This is a genomic window from Nonlabens arenilitoris (assembly GCF_002954765.1).
GTDB lineage: Bacteria > Bacteroidota > Bacteroidia > Flavobacteriales > Flavobacteriaceae > Nonlabens > Nonlabens arenilitoris.
In genome coordinates this window covers 2719822-2737136 of record NZ_MTPW01000001.1, presented here as the reverse complement: position 1 = coordinate 2737136, position 17315 = coordinate 2719822, and the positions used below count along the sequence as shown (strand labels likewise).

Below are 17315 nucleotides of genomic sequence, written 5' to 3'. Positions count from 1 at the left end.
CTGAGATAAGATATTATCTTTGACTAATCCTAGATTTAAATGATATTTAAAAATCCATCAATACTATACGGACTTCTATTTCTTATTGTCCCTATCATTATTCATTTATTTCAATTAAGGCGTTTTACAAAGGTGCCTTTTACTAATGTTGCCTTTTTAAAGCCACTAATTACTCAAACACGGAAGAGTCGACAGCTTAAAAAATGGTTAACATTACTGGCTCGTATGGCCGCAATAGCTTGTATTGTTTTTGCATTTGCCCAACCATTTATACCAGGTAGCGATGTTGCAACACAAGAAAAAGAAACTGCTATATATCTGGACAATTCTTTTTCTATGCAATCTAGTGGTTCAAAAGGTGAACTTTATAAAACCGCAGTTACGGATTTACTAGAACGCTTACCTAACGATCAGAGATTTACTCTTTTTACAAATGATAATACTTATCGCAATACGACTAAAAAAGAGGTCTCTAATGATTTATTGAAATCAGGTTATCAGTCAAAACCGTTGAGTTATGATCAAATACAACTAAAAGCAAATGCTTTACTAAATGATAACAATAAAAGAAATGAGTTAATCATTATATCTGATTTTCAAAAAACTATCGAGACGTTCCCAGATACTCTTGCAGGCTTAAAAAGAGAATTAGTTTTTCTAAAAGCTGAGGAATCTAATAACGTATCTATAGATACCGCATATATAAGTAGTAGAGAAACTAATTCTATAGATATAAGCGTCACTGTGACCAGTGATAAAGCAATTAATAACCCAGTCACTTTAAGCCTAGAAAATAATGGCGTTTTAGTGGCAAAGACGAGTGTGGACCTTTCCAATTTAAAAGACACAGGTACTTTTAATTTTGAAACTAGTCAACCATTACAAGGTCGTATTTACCTTGACGACAACAGCCTTACATTTGATAACGAGCTGTACGTTAGTAACAACATAGAACGTAAGATTAAAGTGTTAGCTATAAACGATGTTGACGGTGAATTTTTACAGAGAATTTTTACAGAAGATGAATTCGACTTTACAGCGGTAAGGGCGAGAGATCTTAATTTTAATTTACTTAATGAGAAAAACTTAATAATTCTTAATGAATTAAAAAACATATCACTTAATCTAGCTCAAGAAATTAATACATATTTAAAGAATGGTGGTTATCTAGTAGTAATACCTTCATTAGATCAATCTGATAATAATTCAATTACAAACGTATTAAGTAGCAATTCTATAAGTGAAAAAGAAAAGCGCATCACAGAAATTAATTTTAATCATCCCATATTAAAAGGTGTATTTAATAAGCAAATATCTAATTTTCAATATCCTAAAGTTAACGCTACCACAAATAATATAAACGCGCTTGATCCTATTTTAAAATTTGAAGACGGTAGTAGCTTTCTATTTCAAAAAGGAAATGTATACTCTTTTACAGCACCTTTAAACGATAAAAACTCAAATTTTAAAAATTCACCTTTAATAGTTCCTGTTTTATACAACATGGGCCGTGGTAGTTTACCTGTTCCTCAATTATATTATCATATAGGAGAGAATAACTCGATTGCTGTGTCGGAAACGATTATTAGCGATGAAATACTCGAATTAAAAAACGAATTCAGTTCTATAATACCTAAGCAAAGAGCCTTTGATTCTTTTGTACTCATAGAAATTGACGATGAATTAAATAATTCGGGTAATTATAAAGTACTGAAAGATGAAGAGATTATTACAACGTTGAGTTTTAACAATAGTCGTAAAGAGAATAAACTTGAGTACTTTACAACTAAAGATTTAGGTAGTGAAAACATCGTTTATTCAGTAGAGGATTTAGTGTATAAATTAAGTAAAGAAGATGGTGTCCTGAGTTTATGGAAATACTTTGTGATAGGCGCATTATTCTTTCTAATCTGTGAATTATTGATTTTAAAGTTTTTGAAATGATATTATTAAAAAACGTTACTATTATTGATGCTGGTAGTGATCTGCATCTCAAAAAAAGAGATCTTCTTATCAAAAACGGTAGAATATCTCAAATAGCAGCGAGTATCAAAAATGATGAAGCTCGTATCATCTCAAAAGAAGATTTACATATCTCTATAGGATGGTTTGACAGTAGTGTAAGCTTTGGCGAGCCTGGATTTGAAGAGAGACAAACCTTAAAAAATGGATTAGAAGCTACTGCAAAAAGTGGTTTCACTACCATAATGTTAAACCCTAATAATCGTCCTAATCCACAGGATGAATCTGGTATTAATTACTTAAAAAACAAAACGGCAGGTGAAGCTGTAACCCTATTACCAGTCGGTAATTTTACATTAAATCAAGACGGAGAACACCTAGCAGAGCTTTATGACATGCAAAAAGCTGGTGCTATTTCTTTTTATGATTTTAAAAAATCCATAAGTAACACTAACCTTCTCAAAGTAGGTTTACAATATGTAAAATCTTTTGGAGGAATTATACAATCCTATCCGCAGGATAACCATTTAGCGGGAAAAGGAATGGTTAATGAAGATGCCGCTACCATACATTTGGGTATTAAAACTACTCCAGCCATGGCCGAAGAGGTTCAAATAGCACGTGATATTCAAGTTGCTGCCTACACAGGCGCCAGACTACATATCCCTACTATTACTACAGCCGCTAGCGTACAACTCATTAAAGACGCTAAAAAGAAATACTCAAATATTACATGTAGCGTTTCTACAAATCATTTGTTTTTAGACACCACAGATTTAGCTGATTTTAATACACATTTTAAAATTGAGCCACCGTTACGTGATGAAAAACAAAAAAATATTTTAATCAATGCATTAAAAAGTGGAATCATTGATACGGTCACATCTGATCACATACCCTTAAATATAGAACATAAAGCTGTTGAATTTGATCAAGCTAGCTATGGAAGCATAGGACTAGAGAGTGCTTTTGGGATTTTACAAACGTTGTTAGATACTGAAAAAGCTATTGAAGCGCTCACTTCAGGCTATCAAGTATTCGGGATTAAAAAACCACAAATCAAGGTTGATGAAATTGCTAATTTGAGTCTATTTGTACCAACTGAGAAGTACACGTTTGAAAAAGAATATATATTCTCATCTTCTAAAAACAGTGCTATTTTAAATAAAAAATTAAGAGGTAAAGCACTAGGAATTATAAATAACAAAAAGATTGTTTGGAATGGATAAAGAACCTGCCGGTAAATCAATAGCTATCATAGGATATGCAAGTGCTTTATTTTTATTTTTTCATTTAATAGTTTGTATTGCCATTTTTGGTGTAGCAATAATTTTAAATAACGGAAAAAATCAACCTTTTGCTGCGTTCCATCTAAGACAAATGTTTGGAATCATCGCTGCTGCCGTAATAGTGAGCGTTTTTGCAAGCATTATCCCCACAGGTATCATACCTTTATTAATGGTAAGTTTTTTTGTGCTATTAGCTATTTTAGGACTTATAAGTGCCTTAAGAAATCAAACTGATGAACTTCCTATTGTAGGTCCACTATTCCAGAAATGGTTTAATTTTATTAAGTAATGAAAACTTTTACAAACTTATCTCTTAGGCATGTCATAAGGCCTGCAAATAAAGAAAATGCACCTCTACTTTTACTCTTACATGGGTATGGTAGTAATGAAGAAGATTTGTTTTCTTTTTCTCCAGAAATCTCTGATGACTTTTTTATAATATCTGCTCGAGCGCCTTATAATATGGTGCCGCAAGGTGCCGCATGGTATGCCATCAACTTTGACGCGACTGGTGGTAAGTTTAGTGATGTAAAACAGGCAAAAGAAAGTATGAGCTTGTTACTGAAATTTATAGAAGAATTAAAAGCGCACTACCCTATTTCCAAGGGTAAAATTAATATACTAGGTTTTAGCCAAGGTGCCATTCTTTCTTATGCATTATCACTTTCTCATCCATCACTTTTTGATAAAGTAGTCTGTATGAGTGGTTACTTAAATGAGGAAATGATAGATGAACCAGATGCTCTTGAATCTCGCTTTCGCGAAAGCGAAAAACAACCAACCTATTTTATTTCTCACGGTACAGTAGATCAGGTCGTTCCTTATGCATGGGCAAAACTGGCTCCAGATTTTTTGAGGAAATTAAACATTGACCATGTGTTTAAAGACTATCCTATAGGACACGGCGTGGCTAGAGATAATTTTTATGACATGAAAGAATGGTTAGAAAGAGATCTTTAATTATCTATACTTGTTGTACAGTACAGATTTTAAAGTTTGCATCGATAGATTATTGTTTTCGTCAAAGTTGTATTGTATCAACACTTCTCCCCAGTTGGTATTATCAGTAAAGTTTGCAATCAACCATTTATGATTTAAAACTTGTATATCGTTGATTTGATATCCTCTACCTTCTCCTATATAATCCACTAGCGGATTCCCACCTTGAGTTAGATTTTGCTCTAGTAGGTAATCTTGCAAAACAGCCTCTATTTTATTGCGATCTAGACCAGAAGATTCAAAGTAGTTGTAGGCCTCTTCATTATTATCTAGTGAAAAAATAGTGGCTGCTGATTTTGCGGCCTGTGCTTCCTCTAATTGTTTTTGCGTAGTTTCTAATTTTTCTTCTAGAGTTCTATAAGCACGGTCCTGAGACTCTTGTATATTTCTACCATTAACATATAATATTAGTGCGATTAAAGAGGCAAAAATAAATAGGTATAAATAAAGATTACGTTTCATATTATAAGTTAATTTCTAAATTATCATAGGCTAAAAAGACTCCTTCTGGAAGGTTTTTCTCTACCTCTTCATGGAATCCTAGGTGATGACTGATATGTGTAAAATAAGTACGCTGTGGTTGTAATTCCCTTACTAATTCAAGGGCTTCTTTTAAATTAAGATGGGTATAATGCTCTTGCTCTCGCAACATATTTAGAACGAGTACATCAAGATTTTTCAATTTTTGTTTTTCAACATCAGTTATTGTTTTCACATCTGTCATGTAAGCAAAATTATTGATCTTAAAACCGTGTACTGGAATAAAGCCATGGTCTGCAAGCACAGGTGTGACTGTAATACCTGACACATCAAAACTATCATTTTTAAACTCGTGGACGGTAAGATCTGCCACGCCAGGATATTTATTAACGGTTGCAAACATGTAACTAAATCGTTCTTGCAAGGCTAGGTGTACACGAGATGTCATATAACAATTAATCTCGCCTTGTCTAAAAAAGAAAGGACGTAAATCATCTAGTCCAGCTGTATGATCTGCATGCTCGTGTGTAAAAAGAACACCATCTAAATGGCTCACATTATGTCGTAACATTTGCTGTCTAAAATCTGGACCGCAATCGATAACAAGTCTTTTACCTTGATGTTCTATCATAGCACTTACTCGCAATCTTTTATCACGAGAGTCAGTACTTTTACAAACGGGATGGTCACTTCCTATAACAGGAATGCCTTGAGAAGTTCCTGTTCCTAAAATGGTGATTTTCACTTGAACTATTTTAGGTTAAAAATAGCCATATTTTTTTGTTCTACGTTGTGGTTTGCTACCTTTGTGTGAACGATATAATAGCACACCATAATGGGAGTTACCTTACCAGGAGATAATGATTTTGAATCAGTACCTTCATTAAAAAGCAAGTCACTAAGAATCAACTTAAACCGTAATATCTATGGTACATTTGCCGAGATAGGCGCTGGACAAGAAACGGTACGTCATTTTTTCAGAGCTGGTGGTGCATCAGGAACGATTGCAAAAGCCATGAGCGCCTATGACAAAGACTTCTCTGACGCGGTTTATGGAGTGCAAGATGATGGACGTTATGTAACAGAAGCTCGATTGAGACGCATGTTACAACACGAGTCAGACCTTATTGAAGAACGCATTGCACGTGATAAACATCCAGAAAAGATGTTCTTTACATATGCAAATACCGTTGCCACTATTGATTTTGCAAAAAAATATAAAGGCCACGGTTGGGTAGGAATAAAATTTCAAGCAGCGCCACTAGAAGAATATTCTGAAATCATACTGCATGTAAGATTTAAAGAGACAGACGCTAGACTGCAACAAATTACTCTGGGAATACTAGGTGTTAACTTGATTTATGGAGCATTCTATAAACATGATCAGCCTAAAAAATTGTTGAAATATCTATATGATCATATCGATAAGGATAAGATAGAAATAGATATGATTAATTTTGATGGTCCTCGTTTTAAACAAGTTGATAACCGTTTGATGTCATTACAATTATTACGTAATGAAATGACTGAGGCTGTAATGTTCGGTCCAGATGGTAAGAATATATTAAGTGCGCGTATTCTTTATAAAAAAAATGTACTTGCTTTAAGAGGTAGTTTTAGACCTGTTACAAAAGTAAACATGGATATGTATGAAACGGCAAAGGCCATGTTCATAAAATCAGGTAAGGTTAAAGAAGATAAACTCGAGACTATTTTTGAAATAACACTTTCTAATCTTAAAGCCCAAGGAGAGATTGATGAAGAAGATTTCATGCATCGTGCAGAATTATTGTGTTCTTTAGGTCAAACAGTAATGATTTCTAACTTTAAAGAATATTATAGACTTGTCGAATATTTCAATAACTATACTAAAGAACGTATAGGACTGGTCATGGGTGTTAACAATCTGGTAGATATTTTTGACACTAAATATTACACTCATTTAAGTGGTGGTATTTTAGAAGCATTTGGTAAACTATTCTTTAAAGATTTAAGAGTCTACCTATACCCTATGATAGATACAGAAACTGGTGAATTAACAACCAGCGATAACATAAAAGTACATCCACGCATGAAAGAATTATATAAGTTCTTTAAGTATAATGGTCGTGTAATTGATATTGAAGATTATAATAAAGATGTCATGCATATTTTCTCGAGAGAAGTATTGCGCATGATTGCTGAAGGTGAAGATGGATGGAGAGAAATGCTACCGCCAGGTATTGCTGAGCTTATAGAGGAACAAAATCTTTTTGGTTGTAATACAGTTGATATGCTTGGTACATCTTAATTGAATCATTAAGAATTTAAACTAAAAAAGACCGCTTAATAAGCGGTCTTTTTTTATACTCTAATAATTGATCTTAATTATAAGATTTGAGCGGTATGATCTTTAGTTTTTACTTTAGTAATCACATCTTCAATAATACCGTTTTCATCAATTACAAATGTCGTTCTGTGAATACCGTCATATTCTTTACCCATAAACTTTTTAGGACCCCAAACTTGAAAAGCATTAAGTAATGTATGATCCTCATCAGCTAGAAGGTCATATGGCAATTCATATTTATTTTTAAAATTCAATTGCCTTTTAGGACTATCTGCACTAGCACCTAGTATTTCGTATCCGCTTTCGCGAAAGCGTAATACATTATCTCTCAGGTTACAAGCTTCGGCCGTACAGCCAGGTGTACTCGCTTTGGGATAGAAAAACAACACTAATTTTTTACCTTTAAAGTCAGATAATGAAACTGTATTACCGTCTTGATTAAGTACTGAAAAATCTGGAGCTTTATCTCCTGTTTTTAATGTCGTCATAGTTGTATTTTTGTTGAAAGCATAAATTTAAAAAATGAATAAAGAGGAAAAGGTCAATTTTATCATAAATAAACTTGAAGAATTTTATCCAGAAATACCGATACCTCTAGATCATAAAGATCCTTACACTTTATTAATTGCAGTTTTAATGAGTGCTCAAAGTACTGATGTGCGCGTTAATCAAATTACACCTTTACTATTTGAACGCGCCGATAATCCATATGACATGATTAAAATGTCTATAGATGAAATCAGAGAGATCATTAAACCAGTAGGCCTATCGCCTATGAAGGCTAAAGGTATTCACGGTTTATCACAAATGATTATAGACTTACACAATGGTAAAGTACCGCAAACTTATGAAGAACTAGAAGCTATGCCAGCGGTAGGACATAAAACGGCTGCTGTGGTGTTGTCACAAGCCTTTGGAATACCGGCTTTTCCTGTGGACACGCACATTCATAGATTAATGTATCGCTGGAATCTAACTAGTGGCAAGAACGTCGTTCAAACCGAAAAAGATGCAAAAAGATTGTTCCCCAAAGAAAAATGGAACGACTTACATCTTCAAATTATCTGGTATGGTCGCGAGTACAGTCCAGCGCGTGGTTGGGATCTTGAAAAAGATATCATAACTAAAACCGTAGGTAGAAAAACAGTGCTGGATGAATACTATAAGAAGTTAAAGAAATGATCAAATCATTCAATTAATAATTTAAGACATCAAAAAACCCATTAAAATCTGTTGATCTCAATGGGTTTTTAAAGCTGAAAACAAAATTTAATTGTTAAGTGTCTCAAACGTCATGTTCTGTATTTTCATAACACTCAATGCTTTTGAAAAGTTGAGAAGGAATTTCACCGTGTCATCTTTTGGTCCTAGTGGAGTCACTCTTTCAGGAATTGATTCATTGTAAAGTTTTGCCATGTGTTGCGTTTATTTTCAATATAAACGAGGCATTTTAAACTTTATTATAAAATCAACCTATTAATTTGTTAATATGATATTGTGCTTATCAATCACCTTGCGTAAGTTAATAAGTGCATAGCGCATTCTCCCTAAAGCTGTATTGATACTTACATCAGTACATTCTGCTATCTCTTTAAACGACATGTCCTTATACATGCGCATGATCAAGACCTCTTTTTGATCATCAGGTAATTCTTCAATAAGTTTCTTAACGTCTTGTTGTACTTGCATAGATATCATTTCATTCTCTGTGCTTTCCTGTCCATTACTAATCACATCAAAAATGTCAAAGTCGCTATTGCTAGATGAAAACTTAGGCATACGTTTATTTCTACGGAAATGATCGATGACTAAATTATGAGCAATACGCATAACCCAAGGTAAAAATTTACCTTCTTCATTATACTTACCTCTCTTTAAAGTGCGAATTACTTTTATGAATGTATCTTGAAAAATATCTTCTGTCACATCGCGATCCAATACTTTGGAATAGATAAAACTGTATATTCTTTGCTTGTGTCTTGTGATAAGCACCTCTAGGCTGCTTTCTTCACCTCTAAGGTACTGGGTTACTAGAACCGCATCTGTGGTAGTGTTTTCTAACTTCATAACTATAACAAACTTTAAGACCTTAATTAAGGTTTAAGATCTCTGATTTAAAGTAATTATATAGCTATACGCAGACTGTTTAAAATTAGTAACGGGTTAAATATAACAACATTTGTTCCAAACCAACAAAATACTACCCAACAATTTAACATATTATATGAAATACATTGTTTTTATTGGTCGTTTAGCGTTTTATCTTTGTGCATATGACGCACGATACCTTATTTGCAAACATTGACGATCTAAGCCCTAAGGACAACATTCTTATAAAAGGCGCTGGACTTCATAATTTAAAAGATTTAAACGCTGTAATACCACGCAATAAGCTAGTTGTCATTACAGGATTATCTGGTAGTGGTAAGTCCTCACTAGCTTTTGACACACTGTACGCAGAAGGTCAACGACGCTATGTAGAAAGTCTTTCTTCTTATGCTAGACAATTCCTGGGTCGTCTCAATAAACCTAAAGTTGAGTATATCAAAGGGATTGCTCCTGCAATCGCTATTGAACAAAAAGTAAATTCTACTAATCCACGCAGTACAGTAGGCACCACTACAGAGATTTATGATTACCTCAAATTATTTTTTGCACGTGTAGGACGCACCTACTCGCCTATCTCTGGTAATGAAGTGAAAAAGGATACCGTGACTGACGTTGTGAATTATGTAAAAGCACAAGATGAAGGAACAAGACTTTTACTACTTACTAGACTAATTGTTAAAGGAAAACGTGAAGTTCAAGATCAGCTAGATGTATTACTACAACAAGGTTTTACTCGTATAAAAATAAATGAAACCGTTGAGCGTATAGAAGGATTAGATTATACATTTAAAAAATCAGATCAAGTCTCTATAGTCATCGATCGTATTATTAAAAGAGATGATGAAGACTTCTTTAATCGTCTAGCAGATGCTGTAGATACTGCCTTTTTTGAAGGTAAAGGAGTTTGTATGATAGAACATATGGACGGCAGTGCCCATCGTGAATTCAGTAATAAGTTTGAGTTGGACGGCATGGAATTCTTAGAGCCTAATCCTCATTTGTTTAGTTTTAATAATCCGTATGGAGCCTGTCCTAACTGTGAAGGTTATGGAGACGTAATAGGTATTGATGAAGAATTAGTAATCCCTAACACAGCTCTTTCCATCTATGAAAATGCTGTTTTCCCATGGCGTGGTGATAATATGAGCTGGTACAAAGACCAACTTATTAAAAACGCAAGTAAATTTGATTTCCCTATTCATAGACCTTGGTTTGAATTATCAGACGCACAAAAAGATCTTGTATGGTCCGGAAATAAGCATTTTGAAGGTATCAATGACTTTTTTGCTGAGCTTGAAGCAAAAGCATATAAAATTCAAAACCGTGTTATGCTTTCACGCTATAGAGGAAAAACAAAGTGTAGCGTTTGTAAAGGAAAAAGACTGCGTGTTGAAGCCAGTTATGTAAAAGTGGCTGGTGTATCTATATCTGATTTAGTAAATCAGCCTATTAAAGATTTAAAAGATTTTTTTGAAAAAATTGAATTATCCCAAACCGAACTAGACATAGCAAAAAGACTTCTAGCAGAGATTCAAAGTAGACTTAATTTCTTATCTGATGTAGGATTAAATTATTTAACTCTCAATAGAAAATCTAATTCTTTATCAGGTGGAGAATCCCAGCGCATTAACCTTGCCACCTCATTAGGTAGTAGTCTAGTAGGTAGTATGTACATTCTTGATGAACCTAGCATAGGTCTACATCCTAGAGATACTGCTAGATTAATAAAAGTTCTTAAAAACTTACGTGACCTAGGAAATACCGTTATTGTAGTAGAACATGATGAAGAAATCATGCAAGCCGCAGATATGATTATTGATATAGGACCTGAAGCAGGAACACATGGTGGTGAAGTTGTAGCAGCAGGAACTCTCGAAGAAATTCTAAAATCTTCTAGCCTCACCGCTCGCTATTTAAATGGTAGTTTAGAAATCCCACTACCTAAGAAAAGAAGAAAGTTCAAACACTTTATTGACATTAAAGGTGCAAGACAGAACAATCTTAAAAATATTGATGTTACATTTCCATTAGGCGTATTGACCATGGTAACTGGTGTTTCTGGTAGTGGAAAAAGTACACTCGTAAAACAAATTTTATATCCAGCCATTCTCAAAAAACTAGGCGGATATGGCAAAAAAGCAGGTCAGTTTACCAGTATCGACGGTAAATTTGAAAACATTAAGACAGTAGAATTTGTAGATCAAAATCCTATAGGTCGCAGCTCTAGGTCTAATCCTGTCACTTACATTAAAGCATATGACGACATCCGTAATTTATATGCTGATCAAAAAGTCGCTAAAATAAGAAACTACAAGCCTAAACACTTCTCTTTCAATGTAGAAGGTGGAAGATGTGAAACCTGTAAAGGAGATGGAGAGGTTACCATCGAAATGCAGTTCATGGCAGACGTGACTTTAACCTGCGAGACCTGTAATGGTAAACGATTCAAAAAAGATGTGTTAGAAATTCAATTTAAAGATAAAAACATTGATGATTTATTAAACATGACTATTGATGATGCTATCGACTTTTTTGAAAAAGCTGAAATCTCAAAGATTACTAGAAAATTAAAGCCTTTACAAGATGTCGGGCTAGGCTATGTAACATTAGGACAAAGCTCTTCTACCCTATCCGGTGGTGAAGCTCAACGCATTAAGCTGGCAAGTTTTTTAGTAAAAGGAACTACTGCAGACAAGACACTATTCATATTTGATGAACCTACAACCGGACTACACTTTCATGATGTAAATAAATTACTCGATAGTTTTAATGCGTTGATTGAAAAAGGACATTCTGTGATTGTCATCGAGCACAATATGGATTTAGTAAAATGTGCAGATTATGTCATTGATTTAGGTCCAGATGGTGGAATGAATGGAGGATATTTAACAGCGGCTGGCACACCTGAAGAAGTTGCTCAAATAAAAGAGAGTATTACTGCACCTCACATTGCCGAAAAACTTGTATAACAGTTGGGATGAGTGGAATTGATTGAGCACGCTTTCGCGAAAGCGTATTATCTACATTCATACAGCTATTCATCAGTTTTTTAAATAGTATAATAATTTCAATTAACTTTTAGTAAGTTTACTACTCATCATTCAAATGACTATGGCGCGCAGACGTAAACGTAAAGCTACACCCAAATCTAGAAATACTGTATTTCAACCACCAGGAACGATATCATATGTAGGGCTAGAAAGAGAAGGAAATGTCGCAACAGAGACTATATGCTATGATGAAAATCTATATCATAAATATGAAAACATTCATATAGTAAATAATGAAAATGAACAAGTTAACTGGTTCAATATAGAAGGTGTACATGACATTGAATTATTAGAACAATTAGGTAAAGACTTTGACTTGCATCATTTACTGGTAGAAGATATTGCAAACACCACACAACGCCCCAAAACAGAGTTTTTTGAAGACTGTATCTATCAATGTATCAAAATGATATCCTATGATGCTGTTGAACATGAACTCAATGAAGAACAGGTCTCTATAGTTCTTAAAAAAAATGCGGTAATCACTTTTCAAGAAAAAACTGGTGATGTATTTGAAAATATAAGAGAACGCATAGAATCAAGTCGTGGTAGAATAAGATCTAGTAAAAATGATTACTTATTCTATGCTTTAATCGATAGTATTATAGATCATTATTTTATAGCCATAGAACAAATAGGTGAATATCTTAATGACCTAGAAGATGAAATTTTTGAAGAACCTGATAAAGAGTCACTCAACAAAGTACAACGCAATAAAAGGTTATTGTTAAGCTTGAGAAGAGCTATTTATCCTTTAAGAGAGTCGATAAGCAAGTTATTAAAAGAGCAAAGCGAATTAATAGACCCTAAAATTGTGACCTATTTTCACGATGCATATGATCACTGTATTCAAATCACAGAGACTATAGAGTCTTATCGAGAAATAAATACAGGACTTAAGGATATGTATTTATCAAGCGTAAGCCATAAAATGAATCAAATCATGCAAGTGCTTACCATCATGTCTTCTATTTTTATTCCTCTTACCTTTCTAGCTGGTATCTATGGGATGAATTTTGAACACATCCCAGAATTGAGCTGGGAAGATGGTTATCAATATTTCTGGTTTATGAGTGGTGGTATTTTTATAGTTCTGTTAATATTCTTCAAATGGAAAAAATGGCTATAAAATATAATCTCTAGTCGTATAAGTATCGTTTAACCATATTAATGCGTCTACTGCACTTCTCTATAGAAACAGGCCAGATCGTAATATATAGGAAACATATTATTATTTACTACTTATAGACAGTAGGCTTGAGCTAAGAATGGTTTGATATTGAATTATTGATTAAAGGTCAATGGGTACAGGTAGCTATTATAGCAACTATTGGTTATGTTTTTAATGATATTTATCTATAATCACAGTAGTTATTTTAAGATTGTACTATGCTAGCTTGGACTATTCTTTCATTAATTACTTAGACATCTCACCGCATAGTGTTAATCGACATTAAGTCAATTGACAATATAGAATTCATATGTAAGGCATGACCATTCAGTGAGACTTATAGCATATAAGAATAAAATCAGTTTAGCTATTTATGGCACGTAAATTGAATTATAACTTTTGAAAGAGAAAAGGTAAGAGTAATTTTCTTTCATAAAGTTTTTTGGTTGGTTAGTGAGAATTCTCAAGTTGCATTTTGCGCTTGAGAATTCTTTTTTTTACAAACCTGTCAGTATATAAATTAATTATGCATGCATAATAGTTTGGCACGCAATTTGAATAATAGTAAGTGAAGGTAATTATTAGAGTAATTTACATTCATAAAGTTTTTTGGTTGGTTAGTAGGAAATCCTGAGAAGTCATTGAGACAACTCGGGATTTCCTCATTTATACCTATTTTTAAAGCATGAAACAATTACTATTACTACTACTTATCTTATCTAGCATTTCATGTAAAGATGCAAAAGACATCACTGCCAATGGCGAAATTGTCAATGATGATATATCAAAACAGGTGACTGTAGATAATGTACTTTCTATAGATAAAGAATTTCCACAAGATTTTTTAGGTGCTTATAAAGGTGAGCTCAAAATTACAACAAGTAGAGGAACAGAATCTATACCTATGGAGTTTCACTTATTAAAAACGACTGACAGCATGAACTATCAGTATAAAATCTTCTATGGTGAAGAGCGTTCTGAAAGAGCATATAATTTAAAGAAAACCCATAATCCTAATTTGTATTTAGTTGATGAGAATAATGGTATTGTCTTAGAAACGGCATATGCAGATCAAACCTTGTTCAGCACCTATGAAGTCATGGGCAATCTATTAAACTGTACTGAAGTTTTCCACGATGATTACATGGAGTTTATGATTACCATGGCTCGTGTTCAAGATACATCCATGACTGGTAATGCAGAGAGCGCGATAGTAAAGAACTATCCACTTTCTGTGATGCAGAAGGCAGTGTTGTTCAAAGAATAGTTCTATAAATTATTTTACCGTAACATTTAGTTAATACCATTTAAGTAAACGCATAAATAGCACAAAAAAAGCTCTAGTTTCCTAGAGCTTTTTTTATATCATTTTACGTTTAAACGTAGCATTTTATATTTATTCAAAGGCTGCAGCTACTGATGCGCTTAACCTTTTATAAACACCACCTTCCAATCGATCGCGTATAGAAGAAAAAGCATCTAGTGTCTCATTGACATCATCTAAGGTATGTGATGCCGTTGGGATTAACCTTAATAATATTAATCCTTTAGGAATTACAGGATAAACAACTATCGAACAGAAAACACCAAAATTCTCTCTTAAATCCTTCACAAGTGCCATTGCTTCTGGAATACTTCCTTTAAGATAGACAGGCGTTACACAAGATTGTGTAGTACCTATATCAAAACCACGTTCTTTAAGACCATTTTGTAAAGCATTTACATTCTCCCACAATTTCTCTTTAAGTTCAGGCATTGTACGTAACATATCTAGACGCTTCAAAGCACCTACAACCAATTGTGATTGTAGTGATTTTGCAAACATCTGAGATCTTAAATTATACTTTAAGTAGTCAATAATTTCTTTATCAGCTGCAATAAATGCACCTGTACTCGCTAATGACTTTGCAAAAGTTGCGAAGTAAACATCAATATCATCCTGTACACCTTGCTCTTCTCCTGCTCCAGCACCTGTTTTACCTAAGGTACCAAAACCGTGTGCATCATCTACAAATAAACGGAAATTGTACTTTTTCTTAAGAGCAACAATTTCTTTCAACCTACCTTGCTCACCACGCATTCCAAAAACACCTTCAGATATTACTAGTATTCCACCACCAGTTTGTTCTGCAATTTTAGTCGCACGTTGTAAGTTTTTTTCAATACTTTCAATGTCGTTATGTTTATAAGTAAATCGCTTTCCATGGTGTAATCTTACACCATCAATAATACATGCGTGTGCATCTACATCATAAACAATAACATCATCTTTAGAAACAAGAGCATCTACTGTAGATACCATACCTTGATAACCAAAATTCAATAAATAAGCAGCTTCTTTATTTACAAACTCAGCCAGCTCATTTTGTAATTGTTCATGTAAATCTGTATGACCACTCATCATACGAGCACCCATAGGATATGCACTACCATACTCAGCACCAGCTTCTGCATCTACCTTACGTACTTCTGGATGATTTGCTAGTCCTAGGTAATCATTCACACTCCAGGTAATAACTTCTCTACCTTTAAAACGCATGCGATTTGCAATAGGTCCTTCTAGCTTTGGAAACACAAAATAACCTTCGGCCACAGACGCCCATTTACCTAATGGTCCTTTATCCTTGTATATTTTATCAAATAAATCCTTCATAAGAATATTTTAAACATGCAAAGATACAATTCTAATCGCAAATTGACTATTCATTATGCGTGCATAGTAAATAAGTTTATAACAATAACCTGTTGATAAATAGAGAGTTAACATGTGTTAGTTTTTACGCTTTCGCGAAAGCATAAAAAAAAGCCGCTATTTAACTAATAAACAGCGGCTTATACAATGTGAAAAATATGATAAGATTACTTAATGTACTCAATATGCTGCTCTGTTGCAGTAGATTTTGAGTCAAAAAAGCCTTGATCTTGCATCCATTGATCGTTATAGATTTTACTCATATATCGAGATCCATGATCAGGGAAAATGATAACAACTTTAGAATTCTTATCAAAACGCCCTTCGTCATTAAGAAGTTTTACCGCTTGCATCGCAGCTCCACTGGTATAACCTACAAAAAGACCTTCGGTTTGAGAGATTTTGCGAGCCATATGAGCAGCATCTTCATCTTTAACTTTTACAAAATAATCAATGCTTTCAAAATCTGTAGCTGTTGGAATTAAGTTTTTACCTAAACCTTCTATACGATATGGATAAATTTCCTCTGCATCAAATTCTTTAGTCTCGTGGTATTTTTTAAGTACACTACCATAAGCATCAACTCCTAAAATCTCGATATTAGGATTTTGCTCTTTAAGAAAGCGTGCTGTACCAGAAATGGTACCACCAGTACCACTGCAGGCTACTAGGTGTGTAATCTGTCCACCAGTTTGTTCCCAGATTTCAGGTCCTGTACTTTTATAATGTGCTTCTATATTAAGCTCATTAAAATATTGATTAATGTATATACTATTTTTAATCTCTTCATGTAAACGCTTAGCAACCTCATAATAACTACGAGGATCATCTGCGCTTACGTGTGCAGGACAAACATAAACCTTTGCTCCCATTGATTTGAGCATGTCTATTTTATCTGCGCTCGATTTTGAACTTACAGCAAGAATACAATCATATCCTTTAATACGACTTACCATGGCTATACTAAAACCTGTATTACCAGAGGTAGTCTCTATAATTGTGTCACCTGGCTTTAATATTCCTTTACGTTCTGCTTCTTCAATAATATGAAGAGCTATTCGATCCTTTGAGGAGTGTCCTGGATTGAATGCTTCTACTTTTGCAAAAAATTCTCCAGTATAATGAGCTGTTGTAGTTGATAGTTTAATAAGTGGAGTTTCACCTATAAGATCTAGCACACTATCGTAAGCTTTTATGTCTTTATTCATAAATAGGGTTTAATTTTTTGAACGTT

16 protein-coding genes are annotated in these 17315 nt (G+C 33.8%); 9 read left to right on the top strand and 7 right to left on the bottom strand.

Going from position 1 to position 17315, the window contains the following annotated elements:
• The first annotated feature begins 39 nt into the window (after positions 1–39).
• Genes BST92_RS12155 through BST92_RS12140 form a run of 4 tightly spaced genes read left to right on the top strand, consistent with a single transcriptional unit; the run spans position 40 to position 4211 of the window.
• The gene (locus BST92_RS12155; RefSeq protein ID WP_105071701.1) at positions 40–1944 is read left to right on the top strand and encodes a BatA domain-containing protein; all 1905 of its coding nucleotides are present in this window, start codon (positions 40–42) and stop codon (positions 1942–1944) included.
• Entirely contained in the window at positions 1941–3191 is a 1251-nt protein-coding gene (locus BST92_RS12150) for a dihydroorotase (protein ID WP_105071700.1), read from the top strand. Before BST92_RS12155 ends, BST92_RS12150 begins: the two co-directional genes overlap by 4 nt.
• A complete protein-coding gene (locus BST92_RS12145) occupies positions 3184–3540 on the top strand; it encodes a hypothetical protein (RefSeq protein WP_105071699.1) in 357 nt (118 codons plus the stop codon). Before BST92_RS12150 ends, BST92_RS12145 begins: the two co-directional genes overlap by 8 nt.
• Entirely contained in the window at positions 3540–4211 is a 672-nt protein-coding gene (locus BST92_RS12140; RefSeq protein ID WP_105071698.1) for an alpha/beta hydrolase, read from the top strand. Before BST92_RS12145 ends, BST92_RS12140 begins: the two co-directional genes overlap by 1 nt.
• Here BST92_RS12140 and BST92_RS12135 read toward each other — a convergent pair whose 3' ends face one another.
• On the bottom strand, positions 4212–4712 hold the full coding sequence (locus tag BST92_RS12135; RefSeq protein WP_105071697.1) for a hypothetical protein: 501 nt from the start codon (positions 4710–4712) through the stop codon (positions 4212–4214).
• Between the two features lies 1 nt (position 4713).
• Positions 4714–5475 (bottom strand): MBL fold metallo-hydrolase, encoded by a 762-nt coding sequence (locus BST92_RS12130; RefSeq protein ID WP_105071696.1) that lies wholly within the window; start codon positions 5473–5475, stop codon positions 4714–4716.
• A 90-nt stretch (positions 5476–5565) separates the two neighbouring features.
• Here BST92_RS12130 and BST92_RS12125 point away from each other — a divergent pair, with 90 nt between their 5' ends.
• Complete coding sequence (locus BST92_RS12125; RefSeq protein WP_105071695.1) at positions 5566–7020, top strand: nicotinate-nucleotide adenylyltransferase; 1455 nt, start codon at positions 5566–5568, stop codon at positions 7018–7020.
• 77 nt (positions 7021–7097) lie between these two features.
• Here BST92_RS12125 and bcp read toward each other — a convergent pair whose 3' ends face one another.
• A complete protein-coding gene (bcp, locus tag BST92_RS12120) occupies positions 7098–7547 on the bottom strand; it encodes a thioredoxin-dependent thiol peroxidase (protein ID WP_105071694.1) in 450 nt (149 codons plus the stop codon).
• 34 nt (positions 7548–7581) lie between these two features.
• Between bcp and BST92_RS12115 the strand changes: the two genes are divergently transcribed.
• Positions 7582–8241, top strand: coding sequence for an endonuclease III domain-containing protein (locus BST92_RS12115; RefSeq protein ID WP_105071693.1), 660 nt, complete (start codon positions 7582–7584; stop codon positions 8239–8241).
• An 87-nt stretch (positions 8242–8328) separates the two neighbouring features.
• Here BST92_RS12115 and BST92_RS15065 read toward each other — a convergent pair whose 3' ends face one another.
• Complete coding sequence (locus BST92_RS15065; protein ID WP_170061750.1) at positions 8329–8475, bottom strand: hypothetical protein; 147 nt, start codon at positions 8473–8475, stop codon at positions 8329–8331.
• Between the two features lie 60 nt (positions 8476–8535).
• Positions 8536–9126: an RNA polymerase sigma factor gene (locus BST92_RS12110; protein WP_105071692.1), complete on the bottom strand. Its 591-nt coding sequence runs from the start codon at positions 9124–9126 to the stop codon at positions 8536–8538.
• Between the two features lie 206 nt (positions 9127–9332).
• On the opposite strand from BST92_RS12110, the gene uvrA reads away from it, so the two are divergent.
• The 3 genes from uvrA to BST92_RS12095 all read left to right on the top strand — a co-directional run bounded on the left by uvrA (position 9333) and on the right by BST92_RS12095 (position 14656).
• Complete coding sequence (gene uvrA, locus BST92_RS12105) at positions 9333–12137, top strand: excinuclease ABC subunit UvrA (RefSeq protein WP_105071691.1); 2805 nt, start codon at positions 9333–9335, stop codon at positions 12135–12137.
• 142 nt (positions 12138–12279) lie between these two features.
• Entirely contained in the window at positions 12280–13347 is a 1068-nt protein-coding gene (gene corA, locus BST92_RS12100) for a magnesium/cobalt transporter CorA (protein ID WP_105072270.1), read from the top strand.
• Positions 13348–14074: 727 nt separating this feature from the next.
• Complete coding sequence (locus BST92_RS12095) at positions 14075–14656, top strand: hypothetical protein (protein WP_105071690.1); 582 nt, start codon at positions 14075–14077, stop codon at positions 14654–14656.
• A 129-nt stretch (positions 14657–14785) separates the two neighbouring features.
• On the opposite strand, the gene capB is transcribed toward BST92_RS12095, so the two are convergent.
• Both capB and capA read right to left on the bottom strand, forming a co-directional pair.
• Complete coding sequence (gene capB / locus BST92_RS12090; protein ID WP_105071689.1) at positions 14786–16042, bottom strand: cysteate-C-fatty acyltransferase; 1257 nt, start codon at positions 16040–16042, stop codon at positions 14786–14788.
• 206 nt (positions 16043–16248) lie between these two features.
• On the bottom strand, positions 16249–17289 hold the full coding sequence (gene capA, locus BST92_RS12085; RefSeq protein WP_105071688.1) for a cysteate synthase: 1041 nt from the start codon (positions 17287–17289) through the stop codon (positions 16249–16251).
• Between the last annotated feature and the right edge of the window lie 26 nt (positions 17290–17315).